The following is a 16,971-nucleotide window of genomic DNA, read 5'->3' as shown; positions in this document are numbered from 1 at the left end:
TATTAAAAAGTAAACATGATGAAAAAATTATATTCATACATATTGCTAGCAATATTTACTAGCTCCTTCATCCAATTAAATGGGCAATCACTTAATTTTAAACCTATCAATATCAAGTCTCCGGAATCATACAGTTATGAAAGAATGGGTAATATTCCTGTTAATATGAACAGAGGAACAATTGATTTAAACATTCCATTGTTTGACATTAATATTGAAGGTTTTACCAATTCAATATCTTTAGGGTATGACTCTTCAGGATTTATTCCTACAAAAAAATCCGGATTTGCTGGGCTCAATTGGTTTATTAATACTTCGGGTACTATTACCCGAGAAGTAAGGGGTATTCCTGATGATTTTACTACTGTCCAATCTGCTTCTCTTAATGGGTTTTTATCAGCAATAGCATACAACAAATCAGCGAATGATATATACACCAAAAATTTTCAATTAAGCACAGGACTTTCAACTCCCTGGCCTGGAATTTACAACGGATCAATTTCTTCAGAGCTAGAATCGGATAAATATAATTTTAATTTCCTAGGTATTTCAGGATATTTTACTTTAAGCAATGATGGCACTCCTTTAATAAGATCTAATGATCCTAACCTTGTAGTGGATATCTCTGGATATTCACAGCAATGGGTTGCCGAACAAACAAATTGTAAACCGGAACTTTCTACTTTCAAAATAATTGATGGTAAAGGCAATAAATATTATTTTGGAGGGCAATATGCTAATTTAGAGCTTTCAAGTGATTTAGGAAAGTACCAGACTAGTCAGGGGGCATTTCAAGGTTCTGCAGACTTTACAATTACCTCGTGGTATTTGTATAAAGTAGAACTTACTAATGGACGTAACGTAACATATACTTACAATGAGGATGACCCAATAGGAGGAGGGAGCAATTACTGTACACAAAAAAATGCACTGCCTTATGTAACGAATGCAAACAGTTTTAATTTTGCTTTTGATCTGAATAGATACTTCCAGCAGGATGCAGAAAACTCAACAGCACAATATGATTATTCTTGGGCAGGATATTCTGTATCTGGTTCTTCACAGAATAGTACTTGGCAGAGCCCATATATAAGAATTAATCTCACAAAAAAAGTGATGTTGAAAGAAATAAATGTAGATAATACTTATAAAATTCTCTTCACATACGATACTTACATTGATGATTTGGGTTATAAAGCTTATAAGCTAAAAAAGATGGAAGAGAAGTATCAGAATAATATTACCAAAACTATTGATCTGACAATAACTCCAAAAGGGAGTACAAAAAGAAGATGGTTTCTTACTGCTTTGAAAATCAATAATAAAGATTATACTTTCGATTATTATAAGGATACCTTTTTTCCGGATGATGCAACAAGAGGGGTAGATTATTGGGGTTATTATAATGGTAAACCAGAAACTAATATGATGATTCCTGACTATAAATTTTATGCTAATACCGGAGATACGGAAATATTGTCTGATAATAGAAATGTAGATTCTGGTTTTAATGATATCGGTTTATTAAAAAAGATTACATATCCTACCAAAGGATATACTGAATTTATCTATGAACCTAATACATTTTCTTCTAGACTGGTAAGAAATTCATCCAGCAATTTTTTACCTCAGATCAGTAGTGAGATCGGTATTGCAAGCGGAATGAGAATTCAAAAAATGACAGATAATCCTGATAATACAGTTCCAATTGTAAAAACTTATAAATACATAAAAGATATTAATTCTACTGAATCAAGCGGTATTTTAAAATCAATATATAGTTTTGTTGACTATATTGAATATAAGCAAAGTGCACCAGGAGGCTATACCTTAAAAAAAGAACTTAGACAGAATGGTTCAAATATAGAACTTCAGGCATATTCTGGTAGTAATATTGAATATTCGAATGTTTTTGAATATGTTGATGGACAATTACAAAAACAGCATACATTCTCTACATATAAAACAAATCCAGATATTCTGAATAGTGCTAATTACTTTGTGCAAATACATTCTCCACAATTTAATTATGACCATACTCTTCAGAATTATCTTAAAAACAAGGAAACAGACCTTGAAGATCAAAGCTTTGCTAGAGGAAAATTAATACAGGAAGACTACTACAAAAATAATATAGTGATAAGAACTACTAAAATGAATTATGGTTTTATTGATAAAGATTATTGTAAAAACATTTCAAAAAATAATATCCTTAATATAAACTGTAGAAACACTAATCAGGACTACAGTACAAAAGTCAAAAAAATTTCAAATGCATGGGAACTTTTTCAAAAAGAATATGTGAAACCCTACACATTACTTTCATCTCAAATCGAAGAAAAGAATACAATTGGAGATATTATTACTCAGAATATTTATTATTATAATGATATATCATATTTAAATAACAATAAAATTAATACAATTACTTCAGATGGTAAAACAATATCAGAGGATAAAAAATTTGCCCAGTCATTGAATAATACAAAACTTGTTAATTTGAATATAGTAGGAATTCCATTATTGGCTACGAATTCACAAACTATAGGTACAAGTACAAAAGTTTTATCTAAGACAGAAATTGTCTATCCTTTAACTTTACCTTCAACTCAAACTGGAAGCTTAGTGCTTCCGACATCTATATTATCTTATGATCTTCAAAATATTCCATCTACAGAAGTCTTGTATGATAAATACGATTCTAAGGGTAATTTAAAGCAGTACACCACAAAAGATGGTATTTCAACGGTTATTATCTGGGGGTATAACCAAACCCAGCCCATTGCCAAAATAGAAGGAGCAAAATTATCAGATATCCAGCAGTCACTTATTGATTCTATTATTAATGCTTCTAATACAGATGCATCCACTTCAGCTAACAATGATGAAGCATCATTCTTATCAGTATTGGATTCATTCAGAAATAGTCTGCCAAACTATCAGATTACAACCTATACCTATGATCCATTAATTGGTGTTCGAAGTATTACTCCGCCATCAGGGATCAGAGAAGTATATCTGTATGATTCAGCAAACAGACTTATGGAAATCAGAGAAAAAGATAAAACAGGAAACTTATTAAAAGAATTTAAATATAATTATAAACAATAAAAACTTAAATTATGAAAAAAATAATATTCATTGCAGGAATTTTAACAGCACAATTATCATTCGCACAATTATATACATCAGCAGGTGTTGTCAATCAAAGCTCTACTCCTACATCTAATAATATAGGAATTGGGGTTGCCGATCCTCATGCTAATCTGGAAGTTGGTGACCAAAATGGAGGAAAAATAACGATCTCGACCGCAGGTTGGAGTGGTGTTTCATCCAATCCCAAATATCCTACATTAGAATTTGCAGGATATTCTAACTTTCCTAAGGCAAGAATAACTGCGACTGAAGAAAGTGGGAACACGGGAGGATCAAAATTTTCTATTGCAGTTCATGATGCAACCAACTTGGTTGAAAGATTTTCAATTCTTCAGAACGGAAATGTAGGAATTAACTTTGCTTCTCCACAATCGAGATTGACCATATATGAAGGAGGTGGTGTAGGTTCGAATCACTTTGAATTAAGAACGAATCATTTAAGAAATTCTGAGAGATATTTTATGAAAAATATCATTTTTGGAACAGGAACAGAAGATGTTACTTTTTCTTTAAGACAGGATGGGCAGATGTATGTAGGAGGAAATGTTGGAATTGGTTCTGTGAATCCCCAGGCAAAATTTGAAGTTGCTCAAGAAATGACGAATGACAAGAATGTTGTATTGGCTCAGTTTTTAGCTTCCGGAGCAACAGGAGGAAGCAATATAGTAAGCATTGGATTTCATAATAAAGCCAATCTTGAAATCAATTCAGCATATGCATCTTCCGGGCTTAGATATGGAAATTTTGCAGATTTTAACATTGAAAATGATAGTGATTCCCCAACATATGGAGCCATTAACTTTATTACCAATAAGAAGATACAAATGGCCATCAGGCCTAATGGTAATGCACTGTTGAACGGAAAATTGGAAGCTAAAGAATTAAAGGTTACCCTAACGCCAACGGCCGACTTTGTTTTTGATGAAAACTATGACCTTCCAAAGCTGGAGGAAGTAGCAAAACATATTAAAGAAAAAAAGCACCTTCCTGAAATTGCTTCCGCAAAGGTGATGGAGAAAGAAGGAGTCAATGTAGGCGAGTTCCAGATCAAGCTACTACAGAAAATCGAAGAGCTTACATTATACGTTATTAAACAGGATCAACAAATAAAGCAATTAGAAACCGAGAATTTAGATTTAAAAAATGCTGTTTCAGAAATCAAACAGCTGAAAGAACAGTTTCTTACGATGAAATCAACTGCAACCCATTAATAGAGAATAATGTATAGAAAAATATTTATAAGCATTGGGTTGTTGTGGGGCCTTCACCATTATGGACAGGTTGTCTTAACAGCACCACCTGCTCCTAATACTGAAGTGGCAGACCCTCAGAGTATACGTATGCTTCCGGGATTCCAGTTCAGTTCAGTCAATGGAACATTTCGTGCGTACATAGGAGGGTCTTCTACTGGCAATAATAACAATGGAACATATACTCCCATCAATGTAAATTATTCATCCAATATTCCATCTACGGAAAACTATATTTATACCAGACAGTATTTAGTTCCAACTGCGGTTTCAGACGGATCCCTTCAGCAGGTACAGAGTGTACAGTTTTTTGACGGCCTGGGAAGACCAAAACAGAGTGTGAGCATTAAATCTACTCCTACCGGAAAAGATCTGGTAACGCATATTTCTTACGATAATTTTGGAAGACAGGTTGACAGCTGGCTGCCGGTTCCTATGAGCTCACTGAGTGGAAATATCCAGCCCAATGTAGAAGGCAGTGCCAATAGCTACTATCAGGCCAATGGGATTAACGATTCTTTTCCTTTTAGCCACAAAACATTGGAAAGTTCACCGCTTGACAGAGTTTTAAACCAGAAAAATCCGGGTAATGACTGGCAGAGCAAACCTGTTGTTTTTGGATATGAAGCCAATGCAGCCGGTGAAGTTAAAAAATATACCACCAATACCTAATGGGTAGACGGTGCTACTTCCTCTGAGCTCATTCCATCCGGAACCTATGGAGAAGCACAGTTGTATAAAAACACGGTAACAGACGAAGACGGCAATAAAACCATAGAATTTAAAAACGGCAGCGGCCAGACTCTGTTGGTAAGAAAAGTAATCAGTTCTTCAGAAAATGCAGACACCTATTACGTCTATAATGAATATGACCAACTTGCGTTTGTGATCCCACCTTTAGCTTCTGCTACTACAACAGTTTCGGCTTCAGCAATGGAGCATCTTTGCTATCAATATAAATATGATGGCAAAAAAAGACTGGTAGAAAAGAAACTTCCTGGGAAAGATCTGGAGCAAATGGTTTACAATAAAAAAGATCAGATTATTCTATCCAGAGATATTGCTCTCAAAAATGGAATTGCTAATTTTTCAGCAGATCAGTCATGGTTGTTTAGCAAATATGACCGCTTCGGAAGAGTAGTTTATACAGGGGTTACAAGGGATACCAATTCAAGAAATATGATACAGAATACTATTGATAACCAACCTGCAGATACTTTTGAAACCCGAGGTGGAAGCCTTACGCTGAATGGGGTTAGCATTGAATACGGAAACACGGCTTACCCTACAACTGTTGATAAGCTTCTTACCGTTAATTATTATGATACCTATCCTCAGGAAGCCCCGGCGGTAAGTACGGTTTTAGGGCAGGATGTATTGCCGCAGACCACCCAGAATTCCACAGTAAGTACTAAAAGTCTTCCAACAGCTTCTTATGTTAAGAATATTGAAAATGATGGCTGGACAAAATCATTTACCTACTATGATAAAAAAGGAAGAGCTATTGCGACCCATTCTTTAAATCATTTGGGGGGATATACAAAAACCGAAAGCTCTTTGAAGTTTTCCGGAGTTCCGGAGTATAGCCTTGTTGAACATAAAAGGTCAGCTAATGATACCAAGGTAAACATCAAAGAAACTTTTGAATATGATCATCAGGAAAGACTGGTAAGACATTGGAACCAGGTAAACGGAGGTGCTCAGGAACTTCTTGCGGAAAACCTGTATAATGATCTGGGACAATTACAGACTAAAAATGTAGGAAATACTACAGGCAGTCCATTGCAGAGTGTAAAATATACCTACAACATCAGAGGCTGGGTGACAAAAGTGAATGATCCTGCCAATCTGCAGAACAAACTTTTTGCTTATGAACTGCGTTATAACAATCCGAACAGCCAGTTTTCAGGTTCAGCGAGGTATAATGGGAATATTTCCCAGATGTCATGGATTACTCAAAATGATGCCGTACTGAGAAATTATTCATATGAATACGATGGCCTTAATCGACTTAAAGAAGGACGTTTCTGGGATGCCATGAATTTAGAAAGAGGAGAATACCACGAGCAGCTTACCTACGATCTTAACGGAAATATAAAAACGCTTTTAAGAAGAGGGAAACAGCTTCCGGGATATACAGCACCTGAAGTAATGGACAATCTGGAATATCATTATGAAAACGGAGAACAAAGTAATAAGTTATCTTACCTTAAAGAAATTGGAACCGGAAATGCCATCAGTGGATATCCATTAGCATCAGGAAGTACAGGAAGCACTATTACTTATGATGTCAACGGAAATATTACAACCCAAGCGGACAAAGGAATTTCCTCCATCCAATATAATTATCTAAATTTACCTGAAAAAATTACCCAAAATGCTAAAGTAACAGATTATATTTACAGAGCAGACGGAGTGAAGGTTAGAAAGGTTTTCGGTACAGAAGCAACTGATTATCTGGATGGTTTCCAGTATGTAAATTCTGCATTGAAATTCTTTCCAACGGCAGAAGGATATTTTAATGTAGAGACCGGTAAGTATGTGTATAGCTATACGGATCACCTTGGAAATACCAGATTGAGCTACACTAAAAATGGAGCAGGAATAGAGATCATTGAAGAAAGTAATTACTATCCTTTTGGATTGAAACATGAAGGGTATAATGGATTGTCGGGAAATCCTGCATATAAATATAAATACCAAGGGCAGGAACTTCAAGAGACGGGTTTTTACTCATTTAAGTGGCGTGAATATATGCCCGATGTTGGAAGATTTATCCAAATAGATCCATTGAGTGACAAATTTTCATATAATTCTACATACGCTTTCCAAGAAAATAAATTAGGAATGGGACGGGAATTTGAAGGTCTTGAATTAGTTCCTTTCGAGTTCCTGATGATGTCTAATTCTAATATTCCTACAACTCCAGTAACGGAAGCAATGATTAGAGAAGTTCCAATTGAGGGAATTACTTTAGTGGGTAGAGCAACACCACCACCACAGATTGGTTTCTGGGAAAAGATTGGAAATGCTATTAGCAAAGGTTGGGATTCAATTACAGGAAGTAACAAAGCAGAACCTGCCCAAACTATGGATAAGGTGACAGAAAATGCAAAACCTGAAAGTATTGCTGAACAAGTGAAGCCTGAAGGACAATCTTCTCAATACGATAAGATAGAAAACTCTAGTAGAGGGAAAGAAGGCGTTGCAAACAGGCAGACAGATGTTTCCAAAGAAGAATTTGGAAAAAATCTTGAGAAATCGGGGTATGAGAAAACTGAAAAAGGTGGAGGAAAAGTGACAGAGTATAAAAAAGGTGATCAATCTTATACAATTCGACCTGACAAAGGTGGAAAACCAACTGCAGATTTCCGTAAGGGCCCTGAAAGCAAACAAGCAGATATTAAAATACGTTTAAAACCCGAAACAGGAGGACAATGATAGATTTTATAAGAGATAAGACAGAGTTTGAGCAATTCAAAGCAAGATTAAATGAACTATTTCCTAATTATACTTCGTTTGAAAATAATGCTTTTAATAATAATTTCAAATACTTTTTGGGCTTTGAGTATTCTTTTGTTTTTCATAAATCTTTTTTTGAGAAAATAAAAGAATACTTAATCAAAATAGGAAATAAAAATTTAATATTTTATACTATTGATCCTTCTCCTGAAAAGTACTTTTATAAAAATTTTAATGCTTATAGTATATTAAATATTAGTGTAAATAATACAGATGAAGAATTAAGTAAAATTATGATGGATCGTTCTACAGAAGAACTTGCTATAGTTTCCGATGACATTGCTTGGTTTTCTGATTCCAACGATTGGGCAATAATTGGTTCACGAGATTGGGAGATAGCAGTAGTAGGATTTACTTCTTTAGAAACTAAAGAAATTTTTATAAAATCTTTTGGAGAAAGTGCTGATATGTTTACCAGTGTAGAAAAACAGGTAGAAATTTTAGATGAGATGTTAAACTTCAATAATAATGAAAAAAATGAATATTACAAATTAGCTAAAAATTATATTGATAAGGTTTAATAAATAAATTTTGCTACCCCGCTACCGCACGAATCCTTTCGTGTAGTAGATAAAGATAAACCCACTGAAACCGCGGTGGGTTTTATTTTTGGCCCAGAAACCTGAAATCCTGCTAACCATTTAATAAACCGTTCCCGCTGCGCAAAGTCTCCAGACTTTGAGACTATTAAATAAACTTACCCTCTGGTTTTTTAAGGTAAGATAAATAACAGCCCTTGCAAATATGGCAAGGGTTGTTCATAAATAAGGTTCTATTAATTATATTTCCATCCAACATAATTATCTAAATTTACCTGAAAAAGTCACCCAAAATGCCAAAGTAACGGATTATCTTTACAGAGCAGACGGCGTGAAGGTAAGAAAGGTTTTCGGTATAGAAACAACCGATTATCTTGATGGCTTCCAGTATACAGATTCTGTATTAAAATTCTTCCCAACAGCAGAGGGATATTTTAATGTAGAGACCGGAAAGTATGTGTACAATTATACAGATCACCTTGGAAATGTTAGGCTAAGTTATGCTAAGAATGGAGCCGGAACAGAGATCATTGAAGAAAGTAATTATTATCCGTTTGGATTGAAGCATGAAGGATATAACGTATTGACCGGGAATTCAGCTTATAAATACAAGTACAATGGGAAGGAGCTTCAGGAAAGCGGAATGTATGATTATGGTGCGAGATTCTATATACCGGATCTTGGTAGATGGGGTGTTGTTGACCCATTGGCAGAGAAGATGACCAGACATAGTCCATATAATTATGCTTTTAATAATCCTTCGAGGTTTACTGATCCAGATGGTAGGAAAGGGACCGATGTTATTATAAAAGGAGGGGCAAAACAAGCTGCATTGGATGAATTACAAAAATCAGTATCTTCTGAACTTACCTTAAAAATGAATAGTAATGGTAAGGTATCTTATACACAGAATAATGCTGGTGCTAAGTTGTCTAATGATGCTCAACAATTGGTGAATGCAATAGATGACCATTCTGTAAATGTGAATTTAACAGCTGAATATACAAAAAAGACATCAGATGGTTACCCGTATGTTCTTGGTGCATTTGGAGGAAGCGAAACTAAATATTTATTAAGTACTGATGGTAAATCATTAAATCCTATTACTGAAACTAGACAAGAGATAAACCCTGCTATTGCTAAAAGAGTAAGTGCTTTTTTTTGGCGTCCAGGAGCTGATACTCTGCACGAAGTAACAGAATCTTATCAGGGAGCTTTAGCTGCAAGAGCATTGGGGAAATTATCAGTTGGTATTGCTACTAACGCTGAAGGAGATAATCCATTTAGCGTGTATAATATAGCATATAATAGTGCTACTTCGCAAACTGATGGATATGATATTTCTGCAAAAAGATCTGATGGAAGTAGTGCTAATCCTTTTTCAAAAGGAGCAATTACTCAAGTTTTTCTTAAGGACACAACTGGAAAAAAACCAAATGAATTAATTTACATTTATCCATAATTATGAAATATATATTAATTATAATAATTCTAACTCTAACTTCTTGTTCTAGCTCAAAAAAAATAGAATCAAGAATTGAATATAAAATTGTTAGAATTGAAAGGTTAAATAGTGTTTATATAATTTATGCACAAAATATTAATACTCCTATTTATGAGACTATAAAAATAGTTTCAAAAAAAAATAATATCGAAGAATGTAATAATTACGTAAAGTTGAACAACATCTATAAATTAAATCTTCAATCATTAAGTATTCAAATACCTTTCCCCAAATCAAATATTAAAAATATTTCCTATTATGGAGAGTCTATTGCATTAAAGGATAAAGATTATATAATAAAGGACATTATGATAACTTCAGATATTCAAGGATTATGCTTCATAAAATAAAAAGATAAAATTTTCCTGCTCTTGTTTTATGAATTTTTTCGGGCGTTGAAGTAATAATAAAACCCCAGCTGCGCAAAGTCTCCAGACTTTGAGCTTATTAAATAAACTTACCTTCTGGTTTCCAAGGTAGAATAAATAACAACCCTTGCATATTTGCAGAGGTTGTTCATATAGCTTATTGTCACATAGGTTTTTGTGATAAATTTTCTTTATTTTTATGCTTCATGTATTCATTGTTTATAATATAATAAGAGCTTAGCACTATTATATTTAATATTGAAAATTATTATTATAATAAGCCATATTAAAAATGTCTGCAAACTTAATGATTGAAATATGGACACGAGCGAGACGCTCGCGCCAGCAGGGGGGAAGGACGACAAATAGGAGGTGGACCTGTAGGGGCATCCACATTTGAAAGTTATAGTGGAGAATATGAATACAAATGGAATTATGAAAACTATTATATCCCTAAAAAGACATTTGTTAAAGATCAGCTATTGTATCATGGATACAGCTATGGTTTAGGAGTTGGCCCTGAAGATGTTTCTGCTTCAGGATCTACATTTAGTGGAGATACAGCTTATTTGGGTGAGATGACTAATTTAATTAAACCAAAATAATTAATGAGAACAACATATAATTATATATACATATTCCTAATCCCTTTATTGCTTCTGATTAGCTGTAAAAATAAACCTGTCGAATGTGATAGTACAAGCATACAAATAGAAAACCGATGGAGTGAATTCAACGGAGGTGTAAGAAATCTAAAAGTAAAAAATAGAAATGATCTAGCGTTTATCTGTAAAAGAATTAACCAATTTTCTGAAGGAGAAGAAGTAAGAGTAAGTCATAACCATGGCTACCTTACAATATTTCTTAATGAGCAAAAAGTGGATATGATTTTTACTGTCAAGAACGGTGTTGTTTATAGGGTTGGTGTAAGTAGATATGTTTATGATGAAGAGCTTACTGTCTATATTTTAAAATTGATGAAGATAAGGAATCGCTGCTGGGGCGAAGATTGTAAATAATAACAAAAGAGGTTGTATCAAAAGTGAGATAGTCTCCCCCCGCTGGCGCGAGCGTCTCGCTCGTGTCCATAAAGAAAGTACAAAGCCATTGTTTGCATTGGCTTTTATTTTTCAATAAATGGATTTGAACAATGGAAGCAGGCTGGACTATAATATTTAAAATTTCCTAACTTTGTAGTTATCAACAATAATCAAAAAATATGTCAATCACCAACGAAGATCAGATGACCGGAATGCAAAAAGTAAGTGAAGCCGTTGCCTATACCCTGAAGAAGATGATGGATTATGCTGAACCGGGTATGACCACAAAAGATCTTGATGAGTACGGAGCTAAAATTCTGGAAAATTTTGGGGCAAAATCTGCTCCTTATCTGACGTATGGATTCCCTGGCTGGACTTGTATCAGCGTGGATAATGAATTCTGTCACGGTATTCCTACCGATCAGAGGATTCTGAAAGAAGGTGATCTTATTAATATTGATGTTTCTGCAGAGCTGGATGGATATTGGGCCGATAACGGAGGTTCTTTTGTGATCGGAAAAGATATTCATGGGCATCAGAAATTAGTGGAAGCATCCAAAGATATTTTAAGAAAAGCCATTGACAATATCAAAGGTGGTGTAAAAATAGCCGACATAGGGCATTTAATGGAAACAGAAGCAAAGAAAAGAGGCCTTAAAGTCATTAAGAATCTTGCCGGCCATGGAGTAGGCAGAAGTTTACACGAGCAGCCTGATGAATTGCTGAACTATAGAAACCGCTATGATTCCAGAAGATTTAAGAAAAACTCTGTTGTGGCGATTGAAACTTTTATTTCCACCGATTCCAATATTGCTGTAGAATTAAAAGACGGCTGGACGATGGTAGGAAATAAAGGCGGCTATATGGCTCAGCACGAACATACCATTATGATTACTGACGGAAAGCCAATTATCTTAACTGAAATGAACGAAATCCTGAATTAAAAGAGGTAGGTTTATCACAAACACATGTATAATAATAAAAGTTTTATAAGGCACAATTCTATCATAACTTCTTTGCTGAAAATCTCACATTGAGCGAAGTCGAAATGTTCCTGCGCCTTATAAAACAAAGCAATACTAAAAAACCTTTGCGCCTTTGCGTTAAAAACAAAATTATAACATTACTAAAATCACAAGGCTTCATCCAATCAACCTGTTGATCCCCTCTTTGCTCTCTTATATTCAAGCTTTACAATTAAAAACTTTGCGTTAAAAATAATATGTAAAACCGTATTATCCACAATCAAAATTCTTTCAGAATACTTTCATAATCCGCTGTAAAACCATTTTCCATCGTCCCTTCAATACGATACGTTTCAACATCTGTAATTCCCATATAACTTCTGAAAACATCTTTGAGATAAGCAGAAATATAATCCGGAGCCCCATCAATACTTCTTCCACCGGAAGCAATCGCGAGATATACTTTTTTATCTTTAAACTGTCCCACACGATTCCATTGTTCATCAAAAACATAAGTAACTCCTGCCCGGATCAGCTGATCCAGCCATGCTTTCAAAGGAGTGGAGAGCCCCAGATTAAACATAGGGGTTCCAATGACAATAATGTCGGCTTCCCGTACTTCACCCACAATTGTATTGGCATACGAAAGAAGCTTTTTGCTTTGTTCATTATATAGTTCGGGATGTTTATAAAATTCATGGATTGACACTTCATCTGCGTGAGGCGGTTGGTCTTTCACCAGATCGCGTACCGTAATTTGACCGATGATATTTTGTTGTGAAATTTTCTCAATGATCGCTGAGCTGAGTCCTTTACTATAAGACAGATCTCCTCTTGCGCTGGAAATAATGTGCAGAATATTCTTCATAATATAAAACTTTTCCTTCATGACGATCAAAGATTATGTAAGGGGACAAAAAATTAAGAATAGTTGTTCAGTTAGTATTGAATGATAAAGAGTACCTTTAAACGATCATTGTCAGTTGTAAATCGAATCAGTTATGATCAGTCAGAAACATTCCAGAGCCATTGAAGCCCTTACTCAGGTATTTGAAGCTAATATCTATCGGAAAAAAGAAATAATAGTAGATGTGGAGCAGATTCACCGTGATTTTTTTTACATCAGAAAAGGAGTTGCCCGTATTTTCTATTACGATGAGAAAGCTGTAGATCATACCCACTGGATCAGTTCGGACGATCATTTTATTGGCCTTTTTTCAAGTATATTATCAGCGAAACCGGTACCATTTGGAATTGAAGTGATAGAAGATAACTGTGAAATATTTCGTTTGCCCTATCAGAAGGTGCTGGAACTAAAATCAAAAAATTCCGAAATACAGCAGCTGATGGAAGATCTCTTTGCTGAAAGCTTAATCACTATGGGTGGCAGGCTGATAGACCGTCAGATAAAATCTACAGATCAGCGCTACCATGATTTTGTAGTTTCACATGCAGATTTACTTCAAAGAATTAATCTCGGATATATTGCAGGATATCTGGGAATGACCCAGCAGCAGCTCAGTAAAATAAGAGCACAGCGTTTATGATTCTTTTTTAATCCAGATTAAAAGAAAAGCTAAACTATAAACTTAATTTCGATGAAAGTTAAGTCATAAAAGCATGTCTGCATAGATTAAAAAGTGTGGGCATCTTGTTTTTCACCAAAAAATAATCATAATGAAAAAAGGAACGTATCAATTACACGATGAAGCTAATTTTAACTTTCAGCTGAACCGTACGCTCATGTGGGGAGGAGGAGATCTGGAAGAGCTCAGAAGTATTGCTCCGGCTATCACTACCACAGAAGATTGGGTAAGAGAAATGAAAACGCTTGCAGAAAGAGCAGAAGCTAATCAGCAGAGGTCCAAAGCGATCGGGTATTATAGGATGGCAGAATTCTTTGAAGCAGATGGATCATCAGACAAATCAGAACTTTATACCAAATCAAAATCCCTATTTTACGAAGAGTATAAGGAGCTTTTTAAAACAAAACTCAAAAGAGATGAGGTAGAGTATGATAATGGAAAACTTCCTGTTTGGATAGGTTTGCCAGGAACAGAAGTGAAGGATACCGTTATTATTCATGGAGGGAATGATTCTTATATGGAAGAATTTCTTCCGCTGGTTCAGCGGTTTTTGTCAGAAGGAATTGCTGTTTATCTTTTTGATGGCCCTGGTCAGGGCGGAGCTTTAAGAGAGTCTGAAATTTATTATACCCATGAATGGGAAAAACCGATAAAAGCTATTTTGGATGCTTACCAGCTGGAGGATGTGACCATTATCGGGTTATCTTTAGGAGGAATGCTTGCTCCAAGGGCTGCTGCATTTGAAAACCGCATAAAAAGAGTAGTAGCATGGGGAATTATGCCGGATTTTTATGAAGTGGTATTGAGTAAAGTACCGGAACAGTTGAAGCTGTTAATGGATCTTGAAGACAAAGAGCAGGTAAACACCTTAATTCAGGCTAAAATGAAAGTGGACCCTTTGATAAAATGGGCAATACAGCACGGAATGTTCAGCATGAATGTAGATACTCCGTACGATTATCTTCACAATACCAGAAAATTTGAAATGCAGAGTATAGGGCATCAGATCACTCAGGATTTTTTACTGCTGGGTTCTAACGAAGATCATTTTATTCCTGTGGAACTGTACAAAAAAGTGATTGATGCTTTACCCAATGTAAAATCACTCAGCTATAAAATGTACACTAAAAGTGATTCTGCTGAAAACCATTGTAATATTGGAAATACAGAACTTGTTTTGGGCGATATTATTTACTGGATACTGCGGGTAAAAAATACATTCATATCATAAATTTGTGTTAGCATTATAAAGGTTGTTTCTTCTGAGACAGCCTTTTTAGTTAGCTTTAAATAGAAAGTAAAGCGGCTTTAAAATTGTTAATGACCAAATACTTTGCTATATTTATAGGATCAAACCCATCACAAAACTTATCTGCTATGAAAAAATTTCTTTTAATCCTTTTGGGAATCATTGTTATTCTGGCTGCTGTAGTATTGATCAAAACCTACACCTATCCGTTTAAGAAAAATAATATTGGAGCAGGTGAGGGATGGAAGCCCATCAAAAATGATTCCGCAGTCATGAGATTTTCCGGAGGAATAAAGGTTCCTACCGTTTCTACAGGGAGTTTGGGAGAATTTGATTATGCACCGTTTGATCAGTTCAAAACCTATTTAAAAACATCCTATCCATTGGTATTTCAGAATACAGAAAATGTTGAAGTAAACCAGTATGGATTGGTGTTCAGGCTTAAAGGAAGCAATCCTGCTTTGGAACCTATCTTATTCCTTTCCCATATGGATGTTGTTCCCCCGGGAGATGCTGATATCAAAAATAATGAAGAAAATGTTTTCCGTCCGGATGATAAGCCATTGGAACCTGTTTCAAAAGTAGCGGAAGACTGGGAATATGCCCCTTTTTCAGGAGCGGTTGCTAATGGAAGAATTTATGGAAGAGGAGCAATAGACATGAAAGGAATGCTTTTCTCCTTAATGGAATCCATGAATTCTATGATCAAAAACAAGCAGATTCCACAACGTGATATTTATCTTGCTTTTGGCTTCGATGAGGAAGTAGGAGGACAAAAAGGAGCAATTCAGATTGCTGATTATTTTAAGAAAAAAGGACTGAAGTTCGATGCTGTTTATGATGAGGGCGGATTAATTATGCGAAAAGGAAATGTGGCAGGTATAGATACTGATGTTGCTGTGGTAGGATGTGCCGAAAAAGGCTTTCTTTCCGCAAAAATCAAAGTAAAAGGACTTGGGGGACATTCCTCAATGCCTCCTATGGAAAGTGCCATAGGAAAAGCTGCTGTTATTATGCAGCGTCTGGAAGATCATCAGATGAAACCTGTGATCACTCCATTAATCAAAGAGTTTTTTACTAATATTGGTGGAGAAATGCCTTTTACAACAAGAATGGCACTCGCAAATCAATGGCTTTTAAAACCAGTACTGATTTCCCAGCTTACCAAAAATAATACGACCAATGCTTTGGTAAGAACTACAACTGCTCTGACCATGATGAAAGGAAGTGATGGAACCAATGTTCTTTCTCCTGAAGTGGAGTTTGTAGTTAATTTCAGATTACTTCCCGGAAATTCGGTGAAAGATGTAAGAGATCACATTGCCAAAGCGACTGAAGGTTTTGACGTTGAGGTAGAAGAAATTGATAATACAAGAGAAGCTTCCGCTATTTCCCCAACCAATACAAAAGCATTTAAAATGATAGAAGCCGGAGTCAAAGAAATTCATCCCGGAGCTATTGTTACACCATATCTTACGATGGCAGGAACCGATGCCGGTAAATATGAGATTGTAAGCAAAAATGTGTACAGGTTCATGCCGATTAAAATCAATAGTGCCGAGCAGCAAAGTATTCACAGTACCAATGAATATCTTAGCATTGAAAATTACCTGAAGATGATTCATTACTTTGAATACATCATGAAGAATTATGATAAATAAACGTCAATGGTGAATAGTCAATTCACTGTACTCACAAATTTAAATACATATACATAGATTTTAACACAAAGTTCGCTAAGATATTTTAATGTTTTTAAAAACGATCGCAAAGGCGTTTCACTCAGCAATTG

14 protein-coding genes are annotated in these 16,971 nt (G+C 35.1%); 13 read left to right on the top strand and 1 reads right to left on the bottom strand.

What is annotated here, in order from left to right:
• The first annotated feature begins 15 nt into the window (after positions 1–15).
• From ACM6F9_RS00755 to map, 10 genes are all read left to right on the top strand, one after another.
• A complete protein-coding gene (locus ACM6F9_RS00755; RefSeq protein WP_414843971.1) occupies positions 16–3,111 on the top strand; it encodes a hypothetical protein in 3,096 nt (1,031 codons plus the stop codon).
• An 11-nt stretch (positions 3,112–3,122) separates the two neighbouring features.
• The gene (locus tag ACM6F9_RS00750; protein WP_414843970.1) at positions 3,123–4,367 is read left to right on the top strand and encodes a hypothetical protein; all 1,245 of its coding nucleotides are present in this window, start codon (positions 3,123–3,125) and stop codon (positions 4,365–4,367) included.
• Between the two features lie 9 nt (positions 4,368–4,376).
• On the top strand, positions 4,377–5,078 hold the full coding sequence (locus ACM6F9_RS00745; RefSeq protein WP_414843969.1) for a DUF6443 domain-containing protein: 702 nt from the start codon (positions 4,377–4,379) through the stop codon (positions 5,076–5,078).
• A 60-nt stretch (positions 5,079–5,138) separates the two neighbouring features.
• Positions 5,139–7,847, top strand: coding sequence for an RHS repeat domain-containing protein (locus tag ACM6F9_RS00740; protein WP_414843968.1), 2,709 nt, complete (start codon positions 5,139–5,141; stop codon positions 7,845–7,847).
• Entirely contained in the window at positions 7,844–8,449 is a 606-nt protein-coding gene (locus tag ACM6F9_RS00735; protein ID WP_414843967.1) for a hypothetical protein, read from the top strand. The genes ACM6F9_RS00740 and ACM6F9_RS00735 overlap by 4 nt, the downstream gene beginning before the upstream one ends.
• Positions 8,450–8,798: 349 nt before the next feature.
• Positions 8,799–9,929, top strand: coding sequence for an RHS repeat-associated core domain-containing protein (locus ACM6F9_RS00730; protein ID WP_414843966.1), 1,131 nt, complete (start codon positions 8,799–8,801; stop codon positions 9,927–9,929).
• Between the two features lie 2 nt (positions 9,930–9,931).
• Positions 9,932–10,321 (top strand): hypothetical protein, encoded by a 390-nt coding sequence (locus tag ACM6F9_RS00725; protein WP_414843965.1) that lies wholly within the window; start codon positions 9,932–9,934, stop codon positions 10,319–10,321.
• Positions 10,322–10,650: 329 nt separating this feature from the next.
• Entirely contained in the window at positions 10,651–10,944 is a 294-nt protein-coding gene (locus ACM6F9_RS00720) for a hypothetical protein (RefSeq protein ID WP_414843964.1), read from the top strand.
• Between the two features lie 3 nt (positions 10,945–10,947).
• Entirely contained in the window at positions 10,948–11,358 is a 411-nt protein-coding gene (locus ACM6F9_RS00715; protein WP_414843963.1) for a hypothetical protein, read from the top strand.
• Between the two features lie 200 nt (positions 11,359–11,558).
• A complete protein-coding gene (map, locus tag ACM6F9_RS00710; RefSeq protein WP_414843962.1) occupies positions 11,559–12,323 on the top strand; it encodes a type I methionyl aminopeptidase in 765 nt (254 codons plus the stop codon).
• 301 nt (positions 12,324–12,624) lie between these two features.
• Here the strand turns inward: map and ACM6F9_RS00705 are convergent, their stop codons facing one another.
• A complete protein-coding gene (locus tag ACM6F9_RS00705; protein WP_414843961.1) occupies positions 12,625–13,212 on the bottom strand; it encodes an FMN-dependent NADH-azoreductase in 588 nt (195 codons plus the stop codon).
• Between the two features lie 133 nt (positions 13,213–13,345).
• On the opposite strand from ACM6F9_RS00705, the gene ACM6F9_RS00700 reads away from it, so the two are divergent.
• The 3 genes from ACM6F9_RS00700 (at position 13,346) to ACM6F9_RS00690 (ending at position 16,840) form a co-directional block, all read left to right on the top strand.
• Positions 13,346–13,891, top strand: coding sequence for a Crp/Fnr family transcriptional regulator (locus tag ACM6F9_RS00700; RefSeq protein ID WP_414843960.1), 546 nt, complete (start codon positions 13,346–13,348; stop codon positions 13,889–13,891).
• A gap of 130 nt (positions 13,892–14,021) precedes the next feature.
• Positions 14,022–15,161, top strand: coding sequence for an alpha/beta hydrolase (locus ACM6F9_RS00695; protein ID WP_414843959.1), 1,140 nt, complete (start codon positions 14,022–14,024; stop codon positions 15,159–15,161).
• A 146-nt stretch (positions 15,162–15,307) separates the two neighbouring features.
• Positions 15,308–16,840, top strand: a complete 1,533-nt coding sequence (locus tag ACM6F9_RS00690) for a M20/M25/M40 family metallo-hydrolase (protein WP_414843958.1) — start codon at positions 15,308–15,310, stop codon at positions 16,838–16,840.
• Positions 16,841–16,971: the final 131 nt, after the last annotated feature.

It is taken from the genome of Chryseobacterium sp. IT-36CA2 (assembly GCF_949767875.1).
GTDB lineage: Bacteria > Bacteroidota > Bacteroidia > Flavobacteriales > Weeksellaceae > Chryseobacterium.
The sequence above is the reverse complement of the archived record's forward strand: the minus strand, read 5'-3'. Positions and strand labels throughout refer to the sequence as shown.